The organism is Sphingomonas sp. Marseille-Q8236 (assembly GCF_965112005.1).
In genome coordinates, this window is sequence record NZ_CBCOPO010000001.1 from 2,216,531 (window position 1) to 2,238,648 (window position 22,118).

Annotated in this window: 14 protein-coding genes; 5 read left to right on the forward strand and 9 right to left on the reverse strand. The window is 67.1% G+C overall.

Annotated elements, in window-relative coordinates; translation table 11 throughout:
- Nucleotides 1-15 precede the first annotated feature (15 nt).
- Nucleotides 16-3,333, forward strand: a complete 3,318-nt coding sequence (locus ACWPWT_RS10655) for a glycosyltransferase (RefSeq protein ID WP_454279607.1) — start codon at nucleotides 16-18, stop codon at nucleotides 3,331-3,333.
- Between the two features lie 119 nt (nucleotides 3,334-3,452).
- Here ACWPWT_RS10655 and ACWPWT_RS10660 read toward each other — a convergent pair whose 3' ends face one another.
- The 3 genes from ACWPWT_RS10660 to ACWPWT_RS10670 all read right to left on the reverse strand — a co-directional run bounded on the left by ACWPWT_RS10660 (nucleotide 3,453) and on the right by ACWPWT_RS10670 (nucleotide 5,945).
- A complete protein-coding gene (locus ACWPWT_RS10660; RefSeq protein WP_454279608.1) occupies nucleotides 3,453-4,718 on the reverse strand; it encodes a sensor histidine kinase in 1,266 nt (421 codons plus the stop codon).
- 86 nt (nucleotides 4,719-4,804) lie between these two features.
- Complete coding sequence (locus ACWPWT_RS10665; RefSeq protein ID WP_454279609.1) at nucleotides 4,805-5,494, reverse strand: winged helix-turn-helix domain-containing protein; 690 nt, start codon at nucleotides 5,492-5,494, stop codon at nucleotides 4,805-4,807.
- Complete coding sequence (locus tag ACWPWT_RS10670) at nucleotides 5,463-5,945, reverse strand: hypothetical protein (RefSeq protein ID WP_454279610.1); 483 nt, start codon at nucleotides 5,943-5,945, stop codon at nucleotides 5,463-5,465. Before ACWPWT_RS10670 ends, ACWPWT_RS10665 begins: the two co-directional genes overlap by 32 nt.
- A 289-nt stretch (nucleotides 5,946-6,234) precedes the next feature.
- Between ACWPWT_RS10670 and mprF the strand changes: the two genes are divergently transcribed.
- Entirely contained in the window at nucleotides 6,235-8,814 is a 2,580-nt protein-coding gene (mprF, locus tag ACWPWT_RS10675) for a bifunctional lysylphosphatidylglycerol flippase/synthetase MprF (protein WP_454279611.1), read from the forward strand.
- Between the two features lie 131 nt (nucleotides 8,815-8,945).
- Here the strand turns inward: mprF and ACWPWT_RS10680 are convergent, their stop codons facing one another.
- On the reverse strand, nucleotides 8,946-9,977 hold the full coding sequence (locus tag ACWPWT_RS10680) for a N(4)-(beta-N-acetylglucosaminyl)-L-asparaginase (RefSeq protein WP_454279612.1): 1,032 nt from the start codon (nucleotides 9,975-9,977) through the stop codon (nucleotides 8,946-8,948).
- A gap of 349 nt (nucleotides 9,978-10,326) precedes the next feature.
- On the opposite strand from ACWPWT_RS10680, the gene ACWPWT_RS10685 reads away from it, so the two are divergent.
- The gene (locus ACWPWT_RS10685) at nucleotides 10,327-13,383 is read left to right on the forward strand and encodes a TonB-dependent receptor domain-containing protein (RefSeq protein ID WP_454279613.1); all 3,057 of its coding nucleotides are present in this window, start codon (nucleotides 10,327-10,329) and stop codon (nucleotides 13,381-13,383) included.
- A 126-nt stretch (nucleotides 13,384-13,509) separates the two neighbouring features.
- Here the strand turns inward: ACWPWT_RS10685 and ACWPWT_RS10690 are convergent, their stop codons facing one another.
- From ACWPWT_RS10690 to ACWPWT_RS10700, 3 genes are read right to left on the reverse strand one after another with little or no spacing between them, the layout of a single operon-like run.
- The gene (locus ACWPWT_RS10690; RefSeq protein WP_454279614.1) at nucleotides 13,510-14,451 is read right to left on the reverse strand and encodes a Gfo/Idh/MocA family protein; all 942 of its coding nucleotides are present in this window, start codon (nucleotides 14,449-14,451) and stop codon (nucleotides 13,510-13,512) included.
- 5 nt (nucleotides 14,452-14,456) lie between these two features.
- Nucleotides 14,457-15,101 (reverse strand): 2-dehydro-3-deoxy-6-phosphogalactonate aldolase, encoded by a 645-nt coding sequence (locus ACWPWT_RS10695; RefSeq protein ID WP_454279615.1) that lies wholly within the window; start codon nucleotides 15,099-15,101, stop codon nucleotides 14,457-14,459.
- Nucleotides 15,098-15,988, reverse strand: coding sequence for a 2-dehydro-3-deoxygalactonokinase (locus tag ACWPWT_RS10700; protein ID WP_454279616.1), 891 nt, complete (start codon nucleotides 15,986-15,988; stop codon nucleotides 15,098-15,100). The genes ACWPWT_RS10695 and ACWPWT_RS10700 overlap by 4 nt, the downstream gene beginning before the upstream one ends.
- A 114-nt stretch (nucleotides 15,989-16,102) precedes the next feature.
- Between ACWPWT_RS10700 and ACWPWT_RS10705 the strand changes: the two genes are divergently transcribed.
- Both ACWPWT_RS10705 and ACWPWT_RS10710 read left to right on the forward strand, forming a co-directional pair.
- Entirely contained in the window at nucleotides 16,103-16,597 is a 495-nt protein-coding gene (locus ACWPWT_RS10705; RefSeq protein WP_454279916.1) for a GAF domain-containing protein, read from the forward strand.
- A 130-nt stretch (nucleotides 16,598-16,727) separates the two neighbouring features.
- Nucleotides 16,728-17,744: an RcnB family protein gene (locus ACWPWT_RS10710; protein ID WP_454279617.1), complete on the forward strand. Its 1,017-nt coding sequence runs from the start codon at nucleotides 16,728-16,730 to the stop codon at nucleotides 17,742-17,744.
- A gap of 98 nt (nucleotides 17,745-17,842) precedes the next feature.
- Here ACWPWT_RS10710 and ACWPWT_RS10715 read toward each other — a convergent pair whose 3' ends face one another.
- Together ACWPWT_RS10715 and ACWPWT_RS10720 are read right to left on the reverse strand one after the other, a co-directional pair.
- A complete protein-coding gene (locus ACWPWT_RS10715) occupies nucleotides 17,843-19,105 on the reverse strand; it encodes a M20/M25/M40 family metallo-hydrolase (RefSeq protein WP_454279618.1) in 1,263 nt (420 codons plus the stop codon).
- Between the two features lie 117 nt (nucleotides 19,106-19,222).
- On the reverse strand, nucleotides 19,223-21,967 hold the full coding sequence (locus ACWPWT_RS10720) for a [protein-PII] uridylyltransferase (RefSeq protein ID WP_454279619.1): 2,745 nt from the start codon (nucleotides 21,965-21,967) through the stop codon (nucleotides 19,223-19,225).
- Between the last annotated feature and the right edge of the window lie 151 nt (nucleotides 21,968-22,118).

Sequence of the window (22,118 nt, forward strand, 5' to 3'; positions counted from 1 at the left end):
CAAGGAACGACGTCCGTGACCAACCCGATCTTTTTCGACCCCACCGGGCGCCGGGGCGCATGGGCGCGGCGCGGTGTCGGGGTTCTGATCTTGGCCGTGGTGATCGCGGCGATCGCCTTTGCCACGACGCTGGTCGCGGTGCCCAATTCGGGCGTCCTGCCCTTGCCCTTCGCGCGGCGCCAGGCGATGACGCTGGAGCCGACCGCGCAGTTGAAGGGGCGGCGTGGCGAATGGCTGCCCCGCAAATCGGTGGCGCAGGGGCATACGCCGCTGACCATCGCCTTCTACACGCCGGGCAATGATTCCGCGCTGGCCTCGATCAATGCGCATATGGGCCAGATCGACTGGCTGGTCCCCGGCCTGATGAACGTCGCCGGGCCTAAGGCGCAGTTGCAGATCAGCAACGATGCCAAGCTGGCCAGCCTGTTGGCCCGCGCCGCCAAGCCGCCGCGCCTGTTGCCGATGGTCCAGAATCTGGGTGCGGACGAATGGGACGGTCAGGCGATCGCGCGGATCATCGCCAGCCCCGCCGCCTCCGAGAAGCTGGCGACGCAACTCGGTCAGTCGGTGACGGCCAATCGCCAGTCGGGCTTGGTCATCGATTTCGAGAATCTGCCCGCCAGCGCGATGGCGCGCTATCCGCGCCTGTTGCAGCGGATCAAGGCGCATCTGCCCAAGGGGGCCGTGCTCGCCGTCACCGTGCCGGCGGAGGATGAGGCGTGGCAATTGCGGCCGATCGCGCGCGTCGTCGATCGGGTGATCCTGATGGCCTATGATGAGCATTGGCAATCGGGCACGCCCGGCCCGATCGCGTCGCAGCCCTTCTTCCTGCAATCGTCCGAAAAGGCGTTGCGTGAGGTGGGGCGCGACAAGCTGATCGTCGCACTGGGCAGCTATGCCTATGACTGGCCCAGCAAGGGCAACGGCCCGGCCGAACCCGCCGAGGCCAAGTCGATCGAAGAGGCCTGGCTGATGGCGCACGACAGCCAGGCAAAGGTGACGTTCGATCCGGCCAGCGGCAATGCCGGTTTCGCCTATGACGAGAATGGCGAGCATCATATCGTCTGGATGCTGGACGCCGCGACGAGCTGGAACCAGCTCCAGGCGCTGAAGCGTCTCGGCATCGACGATGTCGCTTTCTGGCAGCTGGGTAGCGAAGACCCTGGCCTGTGGGCCGATTTCGCCGCCTTTCGCAGCACCGCACGGGGCGTCATCCCCCGGCTGGGCACGATCAACTCGCCGCTGAACACCGATGTCGAGGGGCCGGGTGAAATCCTGCGCATCACCGCACAGCCCACCGAGGGGCGGCGGGTCATGCAATATGACAAGGACGGCATCATCCGGAACGAGGTCTATCAGGCCTTTCCGACGCCCTATGTCGTACAGCGGGCCGGTGCGTTGCCCAAGACCATCGCGCTGACCTTCGACGACGGGCCCGATGCCGAATGGACGCCCAAGATCCTCGACGTGCTGGAGCGCGAGCATGTGCCCGCCACCTTCTTCGTCATCGGCGAAAACGCGCTTCAGCATCCCCAGCTTTTGCGCCGGATCGTCGCCGACGGCAGCGAGATCGGCAATCACAGCTATACCCACCCCAATATGGCGACGACGGGCGAGCGGACGATCAAGCTGGAACTGAACGCGACCAAGCGGTTGATCCAGGCCTATACCGGCCGTTCCACGACGCTGTTCCGCGCGCCCTATTTCGGCGACGCCGAGCCCACCACGGGCGACGAGATCGGCCCGGCGCTGGTCGCGCAGAATCTTGGCTATACGGTGGTCGGACTGCATGTCGATCCCAATGACTGGCAGACGCCCGGCACCGACAAGATCGTCCATGAAGTGATCGAGCAGGTGCACGGCGCGACACCCGACAATTCGGCCAATGTCGTCCTGCTGCACGATGGCGGCGGCAATCGCGAGCAGACGGTGGAGGCGCTTCCCCGCATCATCGATACGCTGCGTGCCGAGGGCTATCGCTTCGTCGCCGCCTCGCAGCTGGTCGGGGTCAGCCGCGACCAGGCGATGCCGCTGGTCGAGGGCAAGGACCTGCTGGCGGTGCGGACCGACGTGGCGATCTTCGTCATCCTCGCGACCTTGTCGGCGGGGCTTGCCTGGCTCTTCTACCTGGCCATCGCGCTCGGTATCGCGCGGGCGGTGGTGATGGCGGGGCTCGCCTGGTTCCAGGGCCGCCGATCCAAGCCGGTGCCGCCCGAATTCACCCCCAGCGTCTCGGTCATCATTCCCGCCTATAACGAGGAGCGGGTGATCGCCCAGTCGGTCGCGCGCGTACTCGCCAGCGACTATCCGGGGCTTCAGGTCATCGTGGTGGACGACGGGTCGAAGGATGCGACCAGCGCGGTGGTGCGCGAAGCCTTTGCCGGGGAGCCGCGCGTCCAGCTGCTGACCTTGCCCAATGGTGGCAAGGCGGCGGCGCTCAACCGCGCGTTGCGCGAAGCGACGGGAGAGGTTCTGATCGCGCTCGACGCCGATACCCAATTCGAGCCGGAGACGATCACCAAGCTCGCCCGCTGGTTCGCCGATCCCAGGCTGGGTGCGGTGGCGGGCGATGCGCGGGTGGGCAACCGGGTCAATCTGGTCACCCGCTGGCAGGCGGTCGAATATATCACCGCGCAGAATCTCGAACGGCGCGCACTGGCGGGGTTCGATGCGATGACGGTGGTGCCGGGCGCGGTCGGCGCATGGCGTCGTGCCGCGCTGGACGCGGTCGGCGGCTATCCCGAGGATACGCTGGCGGAGGATCAGGACCTGACCATCGCGATCCAGCGGGCGGGCTGGCGCGTCACCTATGACCCGCGCGCCGTCGCCTGGACCGAAGCGCCCGAGACGTTCCGCGCACTCGCCAAGCAGCGCTATCGCTGGGCGTTCGGCACGCTGCAATGCTTGTGGAAGCACCGCGCGGTGCTGCGCACCGGACGGCCCAAGGGGCTGGCGCGGGTCGGCCTGCCGCAGGCGTGGCTGTTTCAGATCCTGTTCGCCGCCATCTCGCCGCTGATCGACCTGTCGCTGATCCTGTCGATCATCGGCACCTCGGTCCGGGTCGCGCAGCATGGCTGGGCACAGACGCACACCGATGTGTTCCAGATGGGGGCCTATTGGCTGGTCTTTACCTCGGTCGACGTGCTGTGCGGGTGGATGGCCTACCGCCTGGACGGCAACCGGGTGCGCTATCCGGCGCATCTGCTGGTCGCGCAGCGGCTGGTCTACCGCCAGATCATGTACTGGGTCGTGCTCCGCGCGATCAGTTCGGCGATCGGCGGCTGGATCGTCGGTTGGGGCAAGCTGGAGCGGACCGGGAATGTCGGGGCGTAGGGGATAGTCCCGGCCCCCTTCTTCAAGGGCGAGGGGGGCTTTACCTCAACCTCCGTTCGCGCTGACCGAAGTCGAAACGCATGCCCGGAGATTGCGCCGGGCATTGCCTGCGGCTGCGCTCAGGCGGAACGGACATCCGGCGCAAGCGTCAGGCGAACCCGCAACCCCGGCGCGTTATCCTCCAGCGTCACCATGCCGCCGTGCAGATGCGCGACCGCCATGGCGAGCGACAGCCCCAGGCCCGCACCGCTCTCGGTCCGCGCGGCATCCAATCGTCCAAAGCGCTTCAACGCCTCGTCCCGGCGATCTGCGGGAATGCCGGGGCCGTCGTCCGCGACGACCAGCACTGGACCCGGTTCGACCCGGACGACGACCTCGCCCGCGCCATATTTCAGCGCATTGTCGATCAGGTTCGCCACCGCCTGGCCCAGCAACTCGCGGTGCACCGTCGCGACCAGCGCCTTTGGCCCATCGGCGCGGATCGTCATGCCGCGATCCTCGGCCAGCGGCTCGAACATGTCGGCGACGTCGCGGATCATTTCCGCCAGATCGGTCTCGACAAAGGCGTCGCGACCCAGCCCCGCCTCGGCGCGGCTGATACGCAGCGCAGTGTCGAGCATCGCCAGCAGCCGGTCGCCCTCGTCGAGCGCCCGCGCCACCGCGACCCGCGCATTCTCGTCCCGGCATTCCGCCAGCGCCCGGTCCAGCGTCGCGCGCAACCGGGTCAGCGGCGAACGCAGGTCGTGCGCCAGCCCGTCGGTGGCGACCTTCAACTCGGTCATCAGCAATGCGATGCGGTCGAGCATCGCGTTTACCGCCTGCGCCAGCGCGTCGAACGCATCGTCGCCGCCGCTGGGCACGACACGGCGCGACAGGTCCCCGCCTGCAACGGCATGGGCGGTGGCGACGGTGCCCTGCAGCCGCCGTTCGATCATCCGGGCCGCGGCCCAGGCGGCCAGCGCGGCCAATACGATCGCCGCCGCCATGCCGACCGCCATCGCCTCTTCCATCGCCCGCGCGACGCGCAACTCGCTCTCGACGACATGACCGGCCAGGATCCGCGATCCATCGGGCAGGCGCATCGCCATCACGCGCATCCGCTCGGGCTGCGAATGGCCGATGCGGAATATCTCGATCGTGGCGGCGCCCGGGCTGGGTACATTGGGCGGCCATTCGGCGATATTGCCCGCCACGAAGCGCCCGTTGGGATCGGTCAGCAAGATGACCGAGAGCGGCAGGCGATCGGTGGTCAGCCGCCGGTCGACCGCGGCGCGAACCGCCTCCTGCCCCCCCGAAAGCCACATGCTCGCCAGTTCGTCGCGCAGGTCGCCGGCCGCATCCTCCGCCTGCGCGGCGATCTCGCCGCGCGTCAGGTGGCGCACCATCGCCACCATCGCACCCGCGCCGACCAGCTGCAGCGCAAAGACCAGAAGCGCGAAGCGCAGCGTGGTCGAACGGAGGAAGGCGGGCGTTATTTCTCGACCCCCAGCTTATAGCCCGAACCCCGCACCGTATGGAGCAGCGGGCGGGCAAAGCCTTCGTCGATCTTCTTGCGCAGCCGGCTGATATGCACGTCGGTGACGTTGGTGTTGGGGTCGAAATGGAAATCCCATACCCCCTCCAGCAACATGGTGCGCGTGACCACCTGATCGACATGCTGGAGCAGATATTCGAGCAGCCGATACTCGCGCGGTTGCAGGTCGATCGACTTGCCCGCGCGGCGTACCCGGTGGGCGAGCAGGTCCATCTCCAGATCGTCGCATATCAGCTTGGTCTGAACCGCATTGCCCGTCGTGCCGCCGCGCCGGATCAGCAGGCGGACCCGCGCCAGCAACTCGGCGAAGACGAAGGGCTTGGTCAGATAATCGTCGGAGCCCGAGGTCAGCCCGGCGACCCGGTCCTCCGGCGAGGACAAAGCGGACAGGATCAGAACCGGCGATTCGATTCCCGCCGCACGGATCGCGGCCAGCACCGACATGCCGTCCATGCCGGGCAGCATCCGGTCGAGGATGATGCAATCATAGGTGCCGTCCGTCGCATGGAACAGGCCATCGCGTCCGTTGGCGGCATGATCGATCAGGTACCCCTCTTCCCGCAACCCGTTGGCGATATAGTCCGCCGTCGAGCGATCATCTTCGATCAGCAAAATCCTGTTGGCCACGCAGTCCTCCCGACCCGCTCCTTAGCAGCGTGATCGTGATCAAGCCATGGTCGCGCGCAACGCGCAGGCGCACCGGCGCGTCGCCTGCGCGCGAGGCTTCCTCGCGTAGCAGGGAAAAGGAGGTGGCGGGCCGGTCGTCGACCGCAAGGATGGTATCCCCGACATGCAGGGGAGGCCTGACCGCCGCCGCTCGATCCTTGTCCACAGCGCTGCGCAGGCCGGCATCGTCCACCTCGCTGCGCAGGCTGGTGACGACGAGGCCCGGCCTGTCGTTGCCGACCGGGGCGAAGGTGGCACCGTAGAGCATCGAAGCGGCAGGCGACCCGGCATGGAGCGGCATATGCCCCATGAGCAGCGCAACCGCCGCCCCGCCGATCAGCGCGGTCAGCCCCGCGCCCCAGCCCACGATCCGCAGCCCCTTCACCGGAACGGCGAACCGGACACGCGACACGCACGGGGCGGCACGGCATCTGGGACAGCGGGCATGGTCGATCCTTTCACCCTCTCCGTGTAACTTGAACCACATAAGCGAAGGGTGGGCGAAGCATGACGCTTCTGTCATCAAGGCGCCGTCAGGCGGGATGACGAACTTGTCATGCGACCGTAAGGCGGTGAGGGCGACGCCGGTTCTATGTCCCGCGACGCCACCGCGGAACGATTGGACCTTAAACGAATATGTGCGTGAGCGGGGAGATGATGACGCGTGATCCGGCCATGACGGTCGTGACAGGGTTCAGGTCGTGAAGGATATATCCCGCCCGGCCCATTTGCTCGATCGGATCGTCGCCTATGCCAGGGCGCGGCGCGGCTATCTGGCGGTCGCCGCGGTCGTCCTGCTGGTCGCGCTGGGCCTGTCGGCGTTGCATCACCTGACGCGGCAGATCAGGTTGGCCGACGTCCGGGCGGCCTTCTACGCGATCGATCCGCATCAGATCATGCTGTCGATTGCCTTCACCATCGCCAGCTATATCGCGCTGACCTTTTACGACGTGATCGCGCTTCGCGTCATCGGGCGGCCGCTGCGCTGGCGGACCGCGGCCATGGCTTCGTTCACCAGCTATACGCTCAGCCACAATCTGGGACTGGCCCTGCTGACCGGCGGGTCGGCACGCTACCGCGTCTATGCCGCCGCCGGGCTGGACGGGCCGGACATCGCGCGGGTGGTGGCGATCGCCAGTGCGACCTTCTGGTTCGGAGTGTTCACCGTCACCGGATTGGGTTTGTTGTTCCACGACGGACCGATCACGCTCGATGCGCTGGTGCTGGGGCAGGGGGTGGTCCGCTGGCTGGGCGGGGCGGTGGTGGCGGGGGCGTTGCTGCTGATCCTGCTCTGCGCCTTGCGGCCCGGACAGCGTGTGGGCTGGCGCGCCTGGAGCGTGCCGCTCCCCACCCCGGCCCAGGCGGTCGCGCAGATCGGCATCGCGACGTTGGATCTGGGCTGCGCCAGCACGGCGCTGTTCGTCCTGCTGCCGGGCGCGGCACCAGAGCTGCTGCCCGCCTTCATCCTGGCCTATGCGCTGGCGATCATCGTCGCGCTGGTCAGCCATGTGCCGGGCGGGATCGGCGTGTTCGAAGCTGTGGTGCTGGCGACGGTGCCCGCCAATCGTACCGAATTGTTCGCCGCGCTGATCGCTTACCGCGTCCTTTATTATCTGGTGCCGCTCGCACTCGGCATCGCGCTATTGGCGTGGGACGAAGCGCGGCGGCGGCCGATCAAGGCGCTGACCGATCTTCGCCGGGTGCTGCTGAACGTCGCGCCGACCCTGCTCAGCGCCGCCTGTTTCGGGGGTGGGGCGATCCTGTTGCTGTCGGGATCGCTGCCCGCCATCCCGCAGCGCGTCCACCAGCTCGTCCACATCGTGCCGCTGCCCTTTATCGAGGCGTCGCATTTTGCCGCCAGCCTGGTCGGCACGGGGCTGCTGCTGCTTGCGCCGGGCCTGTACCGGCGGCTCGACGGGGCCAGCCTGGCGGCACGCGCGCTGCTGGTCGCGGGGGCGGTTTTCTCGCTGGCCAAGGGCATTGATTACGAGGAGGCGGCGGTCTGCCTGACCATCGCGCTGCTTCTTCAGATGAGCCGCCGCGCCTTCTACCGGCGCACCTCGCTGGTCGCGCGACCCTTGTCGCCCGCCTGGCTGTTCAGCGTCGCGGTGGTGATCGTCGGGACCGGCTGGATCGGCTTTTTCGCCTATAAGCATGTCGATTATCAGGAAGCGCTGTGGTGGCGTTTCGCGCTATCCGACGACGCCTCGCGCTTCCTGCGTGCGGGCCTGGGCGTGGCGGTGATGCTGGCGGCGGCGGGGCTCTGGCGGCTGTTCCTCGCCGCGCCGCCGGGAGAGGCCGATCACCCCGCCATGGCGCAGGTGCTGCCGGTGGTCGAACAGGCCGAGCGGACCGACGCCGCGCTCGCGCTGCTTGGCGACAAGCGGTTCCTCTTCTCGCCCGAAGGGGATGCCTTCGTCATGTATCAGGTGCGCGGCACGAGCTGGATCGCGATGGGCGATCCGGTCGGCCCGCGCCCGGCCTGGGCCGATCTGCTCTGGCAGCTTCGCACGCTGGCCGATGCCGCGCAGGGGCGGCTGATGCTGTATCAGATCACCCCGGACACGCTCGAGATCGCGATCGAGATGGGCTTGCAGATCATCAAATATGGCGAGGAGGCCCTGATCGACCTGCCCGGCTTCGCGCTGGAGGGTGGGCGGATGCGCGGGCTTCGCCAGACGCTGAACCGCTTCCGTACGCGCGAGAATGCCAGCTTCGCGATCCTGCCCGCCGCGGAGGTACCCGCGATTCTGCCCGATCTAAAGGGGGTGTCCGACGACTGGCTGCTGGCCAAGGGGCATGGCGAAAAGGGGTTCAGCTTGGGGCGGTTCGACCCCGCTTATCTGGCGCTGACCGATTGCGCGGTGGTGCGGGTCGAGGGGCGGATCGTCGCCTTCGCCAATATCTGGAAAGCCGGAGAGAAGCGCGAACTGTCGGTCGACCTGATGCGCCATGTCGAGGATGCCCCCGGCGGGGTGATGGACTATCTGTTCGTTGAGTTGATGCTGTGGGGGCAGGCAGAAGGTTATGCCCGGTTCGCGCTCGGGCTGGCGCCGTTGTCCGGCGTCGGCGGGCGGCGCATGGCCCCGACCTGGGCCAAGGTCGCCGCGCTGGTGTTCCGCCATGGCGAGCGCTTCTACGGTTTCCGGGGGTTGCGGGCGTATAAGGAGAAGTTCCAGCCGGATTGGGCGCCGCGCTATATCGCCGGGCCGCGCGGGCTGGGTCTGGTCAAGGCGCTGCGCGACCTGAACGCGCTGATTGCCGATGGGGGGGAGGGGTAAATCCTTCCCGGCACGAGGAGGCGGCAGGGCGAAGGCCTGACGGAGGGGGGCTTCCACAAGGACCTCCTGTGTGGCGATCCCCCTCCACCACCGCCTTGCGGCGGTCCCCCTCCCCGTGCCGGTGAAGATGGTTAAGCCTTGAAAAGCGAAGGCGCCTTTTCGACGCGCGTCCGTCCGGCAGCGTCCGTCACGGCATAGGTAAAGCCCGGCAACAGGCAGAAGGCACCGATCCGCCCCGCCGTGTCCATGGCGAGGAAGCCGACCTGCACGCCCTTGATGGCATCGCCGCGCAGGCTGGCGATATGGCGGGCCGCCTCTTCGCAAGCCGCCTGTGGGCTCATGCCGTGGCGCATCGAGGCGACGACCCGCGCGGTGCCGACGGTGCGGGTGACTTCCTCGCCCAGCCCGGTCGAGGTCGCGCCGCCCACGCCGCGCTCGACATAAAGGCCCGATCCGACCTGCGGCGAATCCCCGACGCGCCCGCGCATCTTGAACGCCATGCCCGATGTGGTGCACGCCCCCGCCATTCGGCCCTGTGCATCGCGCGCCAGCATCCCGATCGTGTCATGGTCGAGCGCACCGCCGGGCGTACCCGGGCGGCCCGCGCCATAGGTGCCCGTCTCGCTATTGGCGACGGGGCGATAATTCTGGGTCTTCAGCCAGTCGCGCCACGCCTTTTCCGCCTCCGGGGTCAGCAGGTTGACGCGCGGAAAGCCCCGGTCCCGCGCGAAACGGGTCGCACCCTCGCCGACCAGGAAGGTGTGTGGCGTATGCTCCATCACCGCCCGTGCGACCGAGATGGCGTGGACCGTATCCTCGAGCGCGGCGACCGCGCCGACGCCGCCCGCATCGTCCATGATGACTGCGTCCAGCGTCACGCGCCCGTCGCGGTCGGGATAGCCGCTATAACCCACCGAATGATTGTTCGGATCGGCCTCGGGCACCTTCACGCCTGCCTCGACCATGTCGATCAGCGATCCGCCCGCCCGGCCCGCGGCAAAGGCGGCGTCGTTGGCTGGCGCGCCGAAATCCCAGGTGGAGACGATCGTCGCGCGCGGGCCCGCCGCCTGGGCGAAGGCGCGCGCCGGAGCCACGGCCCATCCCGCACCGATCCCCACGATCGACGCCATGCCGCCCAGAAATCCCCGCCGCCCGTTCTGCATTCGACTGTACCCCATCTGTCGTATCGCGCTGCTGATACCGGTGGCGATTGTGCGGGCGGAAAGCCGAACTCGCAAGCCCGCCCGAACCTATCTAGAACCAATAATGCGACTCATTGGATCAATGGCGCGGTGGGAACTGGTCGTTCGGAAGGGCGACGACACGCGACGGTGCGCGCAGATGAACGCAAAAACATGAAAACGTTTGAATTTGTGTCTTTACGGTTACAGTATCGACCTAATGTCGTGATGGGTAGCGCATAGGTATGCATTAGGTATTGACCAAATACCGAAAAACAATTGTCATTTCCGCGCACCCGGTCACCCATCAACCGGGACGAAGGGGAGATGTATGAGAATCCAGCAGTCCGCATCATGGTTGGCCCTGTCGGCCGCGTCGATGATGCTCGCGGCGCCCGCCATTGCGCAGCAGACCGGAACCACCGGTGCCCAGGCGGACGCGCCGCAAAGCGGTACTGACCAGAATCCGGGTAACCTGAGCGCCGATGCCGCCGCCACCCGTTCCGCCGCGATCACCGGTACTCCGCAGGCCAGCCCGAACGGCGGCGATGTCGTCGTGACCGGCACGCGCATCACCCGTCCCAACCTCGCCTCCGCCGCGCCGATCACCTCGGTCACGCGCCAGGACATCCAGGCGCAGGCCGCGGTCAATGTCGAGGACGTGCTCAACCGCCTGCCGCAGGTCGCGCCCGACAGCCAGCAGACCTATAATGATTCCGACGGCCGCCAGCGCATCAAGCTGCGCAGCCTGGGTTTCGAACGGACGCTCGTCCTGATCGACGGCAAGCGCCTCGGCACGCAGAACGGCCAAGACGTGGGCATCATCCCGACCTCGCTGCTGCAGCGCGTCGACGTGCTGACCGGCGGCGCCTCGTCCGTCTATGGCTCGGACGCGGTCGCCGGCGTGGTCAACTTCGTCCTGCGCAAGGATTTCGAGGGCGTTCAGCTCGACGCCAATTACAATTTCTTCAACCATTACAACAAGGACACCATCGTGTCGCCGCTGGCCCGCGCGGCGGGCTTCGGCAGCGCGCGGGGCCTGACCAATGACGGCGGCCGTGCCGACCTGACGCTGACCGCCGGCACCAAGCTGTTCGACGACAAGCTGCACGTCAGTGGCTTCGTCAACTATCGCCACACGGACGAGATCGCGCTGACCTCGCGCTCGAATGCGGGTTGCTATCTCACCCAGTTGCAGCTCAACGGTCCGCTGTCCTGCGGCCTGACGCCCAGCAGCTCGACCAGCGGCCTCATCACGCCGCAGTCCGGCCCGAACGCAGGCGCGCAATATGTCAACAATCCGGACGGAACGCGCAGCTTCGTGCCGTTCGGCGCGGGGCAGGGCAATGCGTCCAACTATTTCAGCGGCTATGCCTATCAGCGTCCTTCGGAGCGGGTGAATGCGGGCGGCTTCGCCACGCTCGACCTCGCGCCAGAAGCCGAGCTCTATGCCTCGGGCATCTGGTTCCGCGACAAGTCGTACACCAACTATCCGACGATCGCGAGCGGCACCGTCAACGTCAATTGCAGCAACCCCTATCTGTCGGGAACGCAGGCGACCGCGATCGGGTGCGGCACCGGGGTGACCAGCGTGCCGGTCACGCTCGCCTATCGCCTGGGCGAGAATAACGATCGTCCCGACACCTTCATCAACACCGGCGTTCGCCTGACCGGCGGCGTCCGTGGCAAGGTGGGCGACGCCTGGACCTATGATGTCGGCGGCGTCTATGCCCGCAACCATCAGGACTATACGCCCGGCTTCCGCGTTCCCGGCACGCTGCAGAATGCGGTGAATGTCGGCGGCACGGCGGCCAACCCGGTCTGCGCCAGCGGCGCGGCGGGCTGCGTGCCCTTCGACATCTTCAGCGCCGGTGCCAACAACCCGGCATTGATCAACTATCTGTTCGGCTATGGCACCTCGGAGACCACCGGTACGCTGTATGACGTACAGGCCAATGTCACCGGCGACCTCGGCAAGTACGGCATCACGTCTCCCTTTGCCGAACAGGGTCTGGCGATCGCGCTGGGCACCGAATACCGCAAGGACACGCTAAAGTCGCGTGCGGACAGCGCCTATCGCAACGCGCTGGGCGGTACCGACACCTATCTCAGCCAGGACGTGTGGGAAGCCAATGTCGAGGTGCAGGCCCCGCTGATCGAGCACAAGCCCTTTGCCGAGCTGGTGCAGGTTAATGGCGGCTATCGCGTGTCGAAGTACAGCAGCAATCCCAAGGCGTTCAACACCTGGAAGATCGAGGGCGTCTATGCCCCGGTCAGCGACCTGACCTTCCGCGCCTCGTTCAACAAGGCGCAGCGGGCGCCGACCGTGGTCGAGATCCGCCAGGCGAGCAATATCGAGCTTGCCGGGGGCGGATCGGGCACCTTCACCGACTTCTGCGCCCCGACCGTGACCAATGGTGCCAACGGCGTCTCCTATGGCGCGCCGATCGCATCGCGCGAAGTCTGCCGCGCGACGGGCCTGTCCGACGCACTCTATGGCAGCCGCGACCTGCTGTGCAGCAACGGGACCACGCCGAACGGCAGCAGCGCCTGCGCGGTCCGCTCGGGCGGCTTCACCGCCGATCCGGAAACCGCCTACACCCAGACCTACGGCCTGGTGGTGAAGCCGCGCTTCATCAAGGGGCTGGTCTTCTCGGTCGATCGCTATCGCATCAAGATCGACAACTCGCTCGGCTATAACGACTATAGCTATTACACCGATGGCTGTCTGCGTTCGGGCGGCGACCAGTTCTTCTGCCAGGGCCTCGTCCGCAACTCCACCACCGGCCAGCTGTTCAACGGCGGCTATATCCGCCAGGGCACGACCAACTACTACACCTCGATCGCGCAGGGCTGGGACTTCCAGGCGCAATATGCGCTGACGCTGGAATCGATCGGCCGTCTGGACTTCGGCTTCAACGGCTCGCTAACCACCGCCGCCGGTGGCCAGGACTCGCCGCTCCAGCCGGAGCGCAACTGCGCGGGCTATTACGGCAATGGCTGCGGCCAGCTGATCCCGAAGTGGAGCCATGGCCTGCGCACGACCTACACCACGGTCGACAAGAAGTTCAGCGCATCGTTCAACTGGCGCTATGTCGGTTCGCTGACCAACGCCAATAATTCGGGCGACTCGGCGATCGGCGGCACGCCGGAGCGGGCGCTGACCAACTACTACCGCGTGGCGCCGCAGAACTATTTCGACCTGGCGCTCAACTTCGCGATCGCCAAGCAGTTCTCGCTGCGCCTGATCGCGAACAACCTGTTCGACCGGGCCGCGCCGATCGTGCCGGATTCCTACAATATCAGCCTGGCACGCACCAACACCATCCCGCAGCGTTACGACTCGCTGGGCCGCAACATCGCGATCGGGACGACGATCAACTTCTGACCCCATCCCTCCGGCGGGGTGCACTGGCACTCCGCCAATCCTCAAATGAAAAAGGCCGGTCGTCCCAGTGGACGACCGGCCTTTCCTTTATCCCGTCCCCTCGGCTCAGGCTGAACCGAGATTTGTTTATTCCACGAAGGCTTCCACCTCGCGCCGCTTGCCGCGCATGAAGGCGTCGGCGACGTGGCGCAGCGGGGCGATGTCAACGTCCGAGCGGCCGCCCTTCACCAGTTTGGCGAAGCGGGCGTAGAGCCCGGGATATTCGCCGTGCAGCCCCTCTTCGCGATGCGGGGTCGAACCGTCGGGCAGGGTCAGCACCGCACCGCCCTCGGCCAGCTTGAGCGTGCCGTCGGTCGTCTCGACGATGATGTCCCAGCTCTGATGCCCCTCCTGCCGCCAGTCGAGGTCGAGCGTGACCGGCGTGCCGTCGGTCGTCCGGAACGCCACGTCGGCGGCGATCGGCGCGTCGCGATTGGCGGGGAAGTCCAGTGTCGCGCGTTCGATGAAGAAGGGCTGGGGCATGATGTGCGTCGCGATCGACAGCGCGTTGATGCCCGGATCGAACACGCCGAAGCCGCCCGCTTCCCAGATCCAGGCCTGGCCCGGATGCCATTGCCGCACATCCTCGCGCCAGGTGATCGCCGCCGATGTCACTTTGCGGGTGGACAGCCATTCGCGCGCGGGTTCGACGCCCAGCGCATAGCGGGAGTGCCAGCTGGCGAAGAGCGTGACATTCGCCTTGGCGGCCAGCTCCTCCAGCACCGCCACCTCGGCCAGCGTCGCGCCCGGCGGCTTTTCGAGGAAGACGTGCCAGTTGTTTTCCAGCGCAGCGGCGGCAATGGCGTGGCGGACCTGCGGCGGCGTGCACAGCGCCACCGCATCGACCGTCACGTCGCTCTGGGCGAGCTCATCAATGTCGTGGAAATGGGGCACGCCCTCGACCCCGTTGGGCGAGCGGCTGACGGTGGCGACCAGTTCGAAGGCCGGATTGCCCGCAATGGCGGGGACATGCTGGTCATGGGCGATCTTGCCCATGCCGACCAGCGCGAGGCGGATCGTGTCGGTCATCGGTATCAGCGTGCCTTTTCGACATAAGCGCGCGCCGACACGGCGACATCCGCCGCCGGCTTGCCCGCGCGATAAAGGTTGGAGCCCAGGCCGAAGCCGTCCGCGCCATGGGCGCGCCATTCGGCCATGTTGTCGGGCGTGATCCCGCCGACCGCCAGCACCGCGACCTCGCGCGGCAGGACGGCGCGCTGCGCCTTCAGGAAGGTCGGCGAGGCGCCCTCGGCGGGGAAGAGTTTCAGGCCGTGCGCGCCCGCCTTCAGGGCGGCAAAGGCCTCGGAGGGCGTGAAATAGCCGGGCAGCGAAATCAGCCCCTCCGCCACGCTATGTGCGATCACATCGGTATCGGTGTTGGGCGATACGATCAGCGTGCCGCCGGCCGCCTTCACCCGATCGACCTGCTCGGTGGTCAGCACGGTGCCCGCACCGACGATCGCCTTGTCCCCGACGTGCGCCGCGATGGCAGCGATGCTGTCATAGGGCTGGGGCGAGTTCAGCGGCACTTCGATCAGGGTGAAGCCCGCCTCCACCAATGCGTCGGCGACCGGGATCGCCTCGTCGGGCGTCAGGCCGCGCAGGATCGCGACGAGCGGGCAGGCGGCGAAGGCGGCGGCGAAGCGCGCCTTTGCGGAACTTTGGGCGGGGTCGGTCATGACAAATGCTCCCGAATGGCGTGAAGTCCGGCAAGGAAACCGGCATGGCTGTCGAGCGCGACGACGTGACCGCCGCGTGCCTCGATCCCGATGGTGTAAAGGTCGGCGAGAAGCCCGCTCGACAGGAGATGGACGACTTTGCCCTCCATGTCCGGCACCGCGCCGATGTCGGACCCGATTAGCAATCCGCTGGCATAGGCGGCGGCGTCCTCCGCCGCGATCCGGCCGAGCAGGACCGAGGCGCGCACCCCGAACAAGGCGGCGGTCAGATCGCACGCCCCACTGCCCCGCGACAGGCCGTCGCGAAAGGCCGGGCCGTCCGCCACAGGGCCATCGAGCATCCCCGCCAATATGCCGTGTCCCTTGACCAGCGCGAACAGCTCGCCGGTCATGGTGGTGGCGAAGTCGGTGATCCGGCCGTCCTGCGTATAGACCCATTTATTGTGGGTCCCCGGTTGCGCGAACAGCGCGTCAGCGGGGGCGAGCCCGGCCGCGATCGCGCCAACCACCTGCACCTCCTCGCCGCGCATTACATCGGCGCGGGTGTCGGTGAGCAGGGATATGCCGGGTACGATCACCACGTCATGATCCGCGATCCGGGTCGCGGCGCGGGCCAGCGCGGGCAGGTCGGCGGGGGCGGGGACATACGCGGCCTCTCGCCAGCCGCGCGTCGATCCGACCATGCCCGCGGTGATGATCGGCAAATTCCCGAACCGTACCCGGATTGCGGCGATCTCGTTGGGATAATCCTCCTGCCGCATCGCCAGCACGCCGCGTTCATCGCGCGCCGTGTCCAGCATCCGGCCGTCATCGGCGAGGACGTAGATTCGGCGATTGGTGGTGCCCCAGTCGATCGCGATATAGGCGGGCGTCATCTCTGATGGCACGGTGGGAACGGCCTCTCCTGAATTTTCTTGCCCGATTTGTAGGACAATAAAATGCCCGGCGCAAGCGCGACGGCGGGGGATGACGGGCGCGCGTCGGCGGCCTACACTCGGGCTATGTACGAGTTTGACATCGCCGCCGGATCGAAGGCGGAGCTTTATCATGATCTTCATGCCGCGCTCAATGCGCTGACCAGCGGGGAGGCGGATGCGGTCGCCAACATGGCCAATGCCGCCGCGCTGATCGGGCAATATCTGCCCGATCTCAACTGGTCGGGCTTCTACCGGATGGTCGAGGGGGAGCTTGTCCTCGGCCCGTTCCAAGGCAAGGCGGCTTGTATCCGCATTCCCGTCGGCAAGGGGGTGTGCGGCGCTGCTGCGGCGACCGCTCAGACGCAGCGCGTGGCGGATGTCCATGCCTTTCCCGGGCATATTGCCTGTGATGCGGCCAGCCGTTCGGAATTGGTGGTGCCGATCCTGCATGACGGCCAGGTCATCGGCGTGCTCGATCTCGACAGCCCGATCCCCGACCGGTTCGATGCAGAGGATCAGGCCGGGTGCGAGGCGTTGATGACGCTTCTCGCCCCCCGCCTCGCCGCCGGACCACGCTGATCCCGCCTGACCCGTTTCGGGACGTGATGAGGCGCTATCGGCAAGGCTATGGCGCTGGTAATAAACCTTGTTTGGGCAAAGGCGTTTCGGGTGACGTCTTTGTCTCGATACAGGGGAATAACGTCGCGCCATGCGGAGAACGTCGCATCTGATCGCCCTGTCGACTGCCATGGCGATGGCTATGGTGGCGAGCGCGCCGGCCGATGCGCAGGCGGGGGCGCGTTATCCGCGTCCCGCCATCGACGCCGCCCCCGGCCCGTCGGCGCGGCCCGTCGTCGCGACCAGCACGGTGGGTGTCCCGCCCGCGCGCGCGGCCCGCTGGGGCAGCCGGGTCGGCGGTCGCTGGTGGGGCGGGGCCAATGCGCCGGGCGGATGGCAGGCCTATCGCCGTCCCGTGCGCGGCATGGTCGTCCCCACTTACTGGAACGACCGGCGCTTCGCTGTCGAGGATTGGGCGAACTATCCCTTGCCGCAGCCGCCGGTCGGCTATCGCTGGTCGCGCTATTATGACGATGCGGTCCTGATCGATCCGCGCGGCGGCGTGTATGACAGCGTGGCGGGGGTGGATTGGGATGGCAGCGGGGCACGGGCCTATGCCGGGGCGGGATACCCGCCGCCGCCGCATGCGCGTCGGTACGACGGGCGCGGTGACGACGGATTGGGCGGTGCGGCGATCGGTGCGGTCGCGGGCGGCGTCGCGGGCCATGTCGTCGCCGGCCGCGGGAACCGGCTGGGCGGTACGCTGATCGGTGCGGGCGTCGGCGCGGCGGCGGGCTATGCCATCGACCGGGCGGAGGATCGGCGCCGATCCATGCCGCCGGGTCGGGACGATTACGGCGAGGGCTATGACGGTCGCCCGGATTATTCCGATCCCTATGCCTATGCGCCGCCACCGCCGCCGCCCGCCATGGGCCGCCGGATCGTAACGCGCGACGGCACCACCGTCACCACCACCACGACCGTCGGCACGCTCGCATCGGGCCAGCCGGGTTATTATGATGGCGGCTACTACTATCCCGCTCCCACCACGACCACGATTGTGGTACAAGGCGCGCCGGTTACCACGACAACGACGACAACCACGACCGAGGAGGTTCGCTCGACGCCACGCCGTGCGCGTGTGCGGAGCCGAACGACTCGCCGCTGACGCCTTCCCCCAGGGGGGATTTCAACCCGAGAGACGCCGGGTTGTAATCGGGATGCCGCTCCGCCCACTCCCTCGGGGCGGCATCCCACTTGATCCGATCAGCGCCCGCCGAAGGTGACGAGGCTTTCGGCCCCGTCCGCCGCCACGGCGGATACGCCGACGAAGTGATCGTCGACCGGAATCTGGGTGAGGACCGTCTTGGTCTCGGTCACGTCGCGCGACTGGGTCCAATCGGACGAGTCGTTGCGCCGCCAGTGTACGCGGTAGCGGACCGCGCCCGGCACCGCCGCCCATTCCACCGTCGTATCGCGGGACAGGGCACCGCTGATCGTCACCTTCTCGGGCGCGGGCGGCGCGGCGGCCAGGCGGGACAGGGTGGCGATGTTGATCGCGGTCACCCTGGCCAGATAGGGAAAGTCCATCTTGTCGATCGTATCGCCATAGGCCGTCGTGCCCTCCTTGCGCAGATTCTGATGCTGCGCGTCCCAATCCTCGTTCGCGACCGAGAAGCGGACGGCGGGATAGCCGAGCTTCAGGAACGGCTCATGATCGCCGCCGCGCCCGAACCGGTCCGGGCGCCGATCGAGAAATACGTCCAGCCCGCCAAGCTTGTCCGCGACGCCGTCAATCGCCTTGGCCAGCGCGCGGCTGGGGCCGTCATCCTCGCCGCCATTGCCGCGCCGTTGCAACTGCTGGGGCAGGTCCTCTGACGAGCGAATGCCCTCGGAGAAGACGCGCACCCACCGGGCCTCGCGCACGCCGCCCTGGCCGATGGTGTTGCCCACGATGTCGTTGTTGAGCATCGCCGAGACCCGCCAGTTGCGGGCCTTGGCCGTGTCGGCGAGCAGGGTCGCGCCCCATAGCCCCTGTTCCTCGCCCGAGAAGACCGCGTAGACGATGGTCGCGTCGAACTGTCGTTTCGACAGCTGGCGCGCGGCCTCCAGCACCAGCGCGACGCCCGAGGCATCGTCATTGGCCCCCGGCGCGTCGGAGGTCGCGTCCATCACATCGGTCACCCGGCTGTCGATATGCGCGCCGACGATGACCACGCGCGAGGGATCGCGCCCGCGCTGAATGCCCAGCACATCCTCCACCATCACGCCATTCGGCGCGCGCGGGCCGGTGAAGCGGCGGTTGATCCGCTCAACGGAGATACAGCCGTTGCAGCCTTGCGCGATCGTCTCGAACTGGCGGGCTGCCCAGTCGCGCGCCGCGCCGATGCCACGCTTGGGATCGTTCGTGGTCGACAATGTGTGGCGCGTGCCGAAGCCGACCAGCGCCTCCACATCGGCTTTCAGACGGGCGGGGGAGGGGGCGGCGGTCGGCGTCGCGGCGGCGGCGAGAAGCAAAGGAAGGATCATGCCGTCAGACTGGCCGAGCCGGGAATGCGAGGCAAGTGTCGGATTTCCGGTCTGATCCGATCAACTCGACACATGGCTCGCCCCGGCCCGCTATTCTTCGGGCGACCGAATAGTGGATCAGGCGGCCAACTCGATCGCCTCTCCCGCCGCGGCGCCCAGCAGGCGCTTCTCCAGCGTCTTCAACCGCCCGCCATTGGTGATCTGGTCGCCGGTCAGGTCGGTTAGGTAGAAGACGTCGACCGCCCGTTCGCCATAGGTCGCGACATGGGCCGAATGGATCGTCACCTTCGACTGGAACAGCGCATGGGCGAGCTGGTTGAGTAGCGCCGGGCGGTCCCGCGCATGGACCTCGACCACGGTGAAGCGGTTCGACGCGCGATTGTCGATCAGGACATTGGGTGCGATCGGGAAGGCGTCGGCGCGGGGCCGGACTGAGGGCTTGGCGACCAGCCGGTCCGACAGCTTGTTGCGATTGGCCAGCGCATCCTCGATCGCGCGGCGCAGGCGCGAAAGCTGGCCCGGATCGTCGAAGGGGCGGCCCAGCGGATCCTGCACTAGGAAATTGTCGATCGCCATGCCGTCCCGCGTCGTATGGATGCGCGCATCGATGATGTTGCCGCCCGCGACATGGATCGCACCCGCGATGCGGTAGAACAGGCCCGGATGGTCCGCGGCATAGATGGACACCAAAGTCGCGCCGCGTTCGCCATAGACCTGCGCATCGATCGACAGTTGCGCATCGCCTGCGGCCGCCATCTGGCGGGCGTTATGGGCCAGGACATCCTCGGGCTCGGCGATCCAATAGGCTTCGGGCAGCCGCCGGACCAGCGCAGCGAACTGTTCCTCCGGCCAGGCCAGCGTTTCACGCAGGCGCGCCTGTTTGATGGTGATCCGCTCGGTCCGGCCGCGCTGTTTGTGGCCAAGCCGCAGGACTTCCTCCGCCGCTTCGTACAGATCGGCAAGCAACTGGCGCTTCCAGCCATTCCAAGTGCCTGGCCCCACCGCGCGAATGTCGACGATGGTCAGGACCAGCAACAGCCTCAGGCGCTCTGGGCTTTGCACCGTTTCGCAGAAATCCAGGATCGTCTTGAAGTCCGACAGGTCGCGCTTGAACGCGGTCGCCGACATCAGCAGGTGCCAGCGGACCAGCCACGCGACCGTCTCCGTCTCGGCATCGGTCAGGCCCAGCCGCGGACAGAGGCGCTCCGCCACCTCCGCCCCCAGGATCGAGTGATCGCCACCGCGTCCCTTGGCGATGTCGTGGAGCAGCACCGCAACATAAAGCACGCGCCGCGACACGATCTGCCCGATGATTGCAGAAGCGACGGGATGTTCGTCGAGCAGTTCCTGCCGCTCGATCCGGGCGAGCAGGCCGAGCGCGCGGATGGTGTGCTCGTCCACCGTATAATGATGATACATGTCGAACTGCATCTGCGCGACGACCCGGCCGAAATCGGGCACGAAACGGCCGAAGACGCCCGCTTCGTTCATCCAGCGCAGAACGAGTTCGGGGTCGCGGGGGCTGGTCAGCACGTCCAGGAACAGCGCGTTGGCGCGCGGATCCCGGCGGACGTCATCGACGAGCTTGGCGTCGCGCGACGCCGCCCGCACCGCCAGCGGATGGACCTCCAGCTCGTAACGGTCGGCAAGCTGAAAGATCTCGATCAACCGCACCGGATCTTCCTGGAAGAAGTCGTCGCGGGGAAGCGCCAGGCGTCCGCGATCCAGCACGAAGCCGTTCAATCGGCGCGGGCGGCGGCGGATTGTGGGCAGGCCGAAGCGATGCCCGCGCGCCGCGAACCGCTCGTCCAGATGCGCCAGGAACGCGCCCGTCAGCGCGCCCACCGTCTTCACTTGGAGGAAATAGAGCTGCATGAACCGCTCGACCTTGGCCTTGCCCGGCCGGTCGGAGAAGCGCATCCGCTCGGCGATCTGGCGCTGCACGTCGAAGGTCAGCCGGTCCTCGGCGCGGCCCGTGATGGTGTGGAGGTGGCAGCGTACCGCCCACAGGAAATTGTCGGCGCGGTGGAATTGCCGATATTCCTCGCGGGTGAACAGCCCGCGATCGATCAGATCGGCGGCGCGGTCCACGTCATAGACATATTTGCCGATCCAGAAGAGCGCGTGCAGATCGCGCAGGCCGCCCTTGCCCTCCTTGACGTTCGGTTCGACGACATAGCGGGTGTCGCCCATCTTGCGATGGCGCAGGTCGCGCTCGGCCAGCTTGTCGGCGATGAATTGGCGGTGCGTATCGGTCTGGATTTCCGCCTTGAAGCGGCGCGAAGCCTCTTCGTACAGTGCCTGATCGCCGCACAGGAACCTCCCTTCGAGCAGCGCGGTGCGCACCGTCACGTCGGCGCGCGCCTGGCGGATCATCTCGTCGATCGAACGGCTGGAATGGCCGACCTTCAACCCCAGATCCCAGAGCGAATAGAGCATCGACTCGATGACCTGTTCGGCATGGGGCGTCTGCTTGAAGGGGGTGAGGAAGCCGATATCGACATCCGAATAGGGGGCCATCTCGCCCCGGCCATAGCCGCCCACTGCAATCAGGGTAAGCCGCTCGCCCGCCGTCGGGTTGCTCAGCGGATAGAGCGTCTCGGTGGTGAATTCGAACAGCAGCTTCAATATCTGGTCGGTCAGATACGCCTGCGCTGCCGCTGCCTCCAACCCGCGCGACGGATGAAGTGACAGCCGTCGCGCCACTTCCTGCCGCCCGGCTTCCAGTGCGGCCTTTAAGGTTGGGGTGACGTGGGTCCGTCCCTCCGGCCCGGTGATGCCGAGCGCGGCGACCTGTTCGGCCAGGGCCCGGCGATCGACGATGGCGCGGCGGTTGGGCAGGGATTCGAAACGGCTGTGCATGCCGCTGTCATAGGGACTCGGAATGAACAAATGGAGAGGGGACGACCGTCAAATCGTCGCCGCCCATCCTGAGGGGCAGCGCCAAGTCGAATGACATCCACCCGCTATCCCCATCCAAGCGATCGTCACGAAACCCGGCCGCCCGATCCCC

Bases quoted from the DNA above. Each gene is read 5' to 3' on its own strand.
- ACWPWT_RS10715 (WP_454279618.1), bottom strand. From the start codon at position 19,105: ATGATCCTTCCTTTGCTTCTCGCCGCCGCCGCGACGCCGACCGCCGCC.
- ACWPWT_RS10680 (WP_454279612.1), bottom strand. From the start codon at position 9,977: ATGCAGAACGGGCGGCGGGGATTTCTGGGCGGCATGGCGTCGATCGTG.
- ACWPWT_RS10685 (WP_454279613.1), top strand. From the start codon at position 10,327: ATGAGAATCCAGCAGTCCGCATCATGGTTGGCCCTGTCGGCCGCGTCG.
- ACWPWT_RS10710 (WP_454279617.1), top strand. From the start codon at position 16,728: ATGCGGAGAACGTCGCATCTGATCGCCCTGTCGACTGCCATGGCGATG.
- ACWPWT_RS10720 (WP_454279619.1), bottom strand. From the start codon at position 21,967: ATGCACAGCCGTTTCGAATCCCTGCCCAACCGCCGCGCCATCGTCGAT.
- ACWPWT_RS10695 (WP_454279615.1), bottom strand. From the start codon at position 15,101: ATGACCGACCCCGCCCAAAGTTCCGCAAAGGCGCGCTTCGCCGCCGCC.
- ACWPWT_RS10705 (WP_454279916.1), top strand. From the start codon at position 16,103: ATGTACGAGTTTGACATCGCCGCCGGATCGAAGGCGGAGCTTTATCAT.
- ACWPWT_RS10660 (WP_454279608.1), bottom strand. From the start codon at position 4,718: ATGGTGCGCCACCTGACGCGCGGCGAGATCGCCGCGCAGGCGGAGGAT.
- ACWPWT_RS10690 (WP_454279614.1), bottom strand. From the start codon at position 14,451: ATGACCGACACGATCCGCCTCGCGCTGGTCGGCATGGGCAAGATCGCC.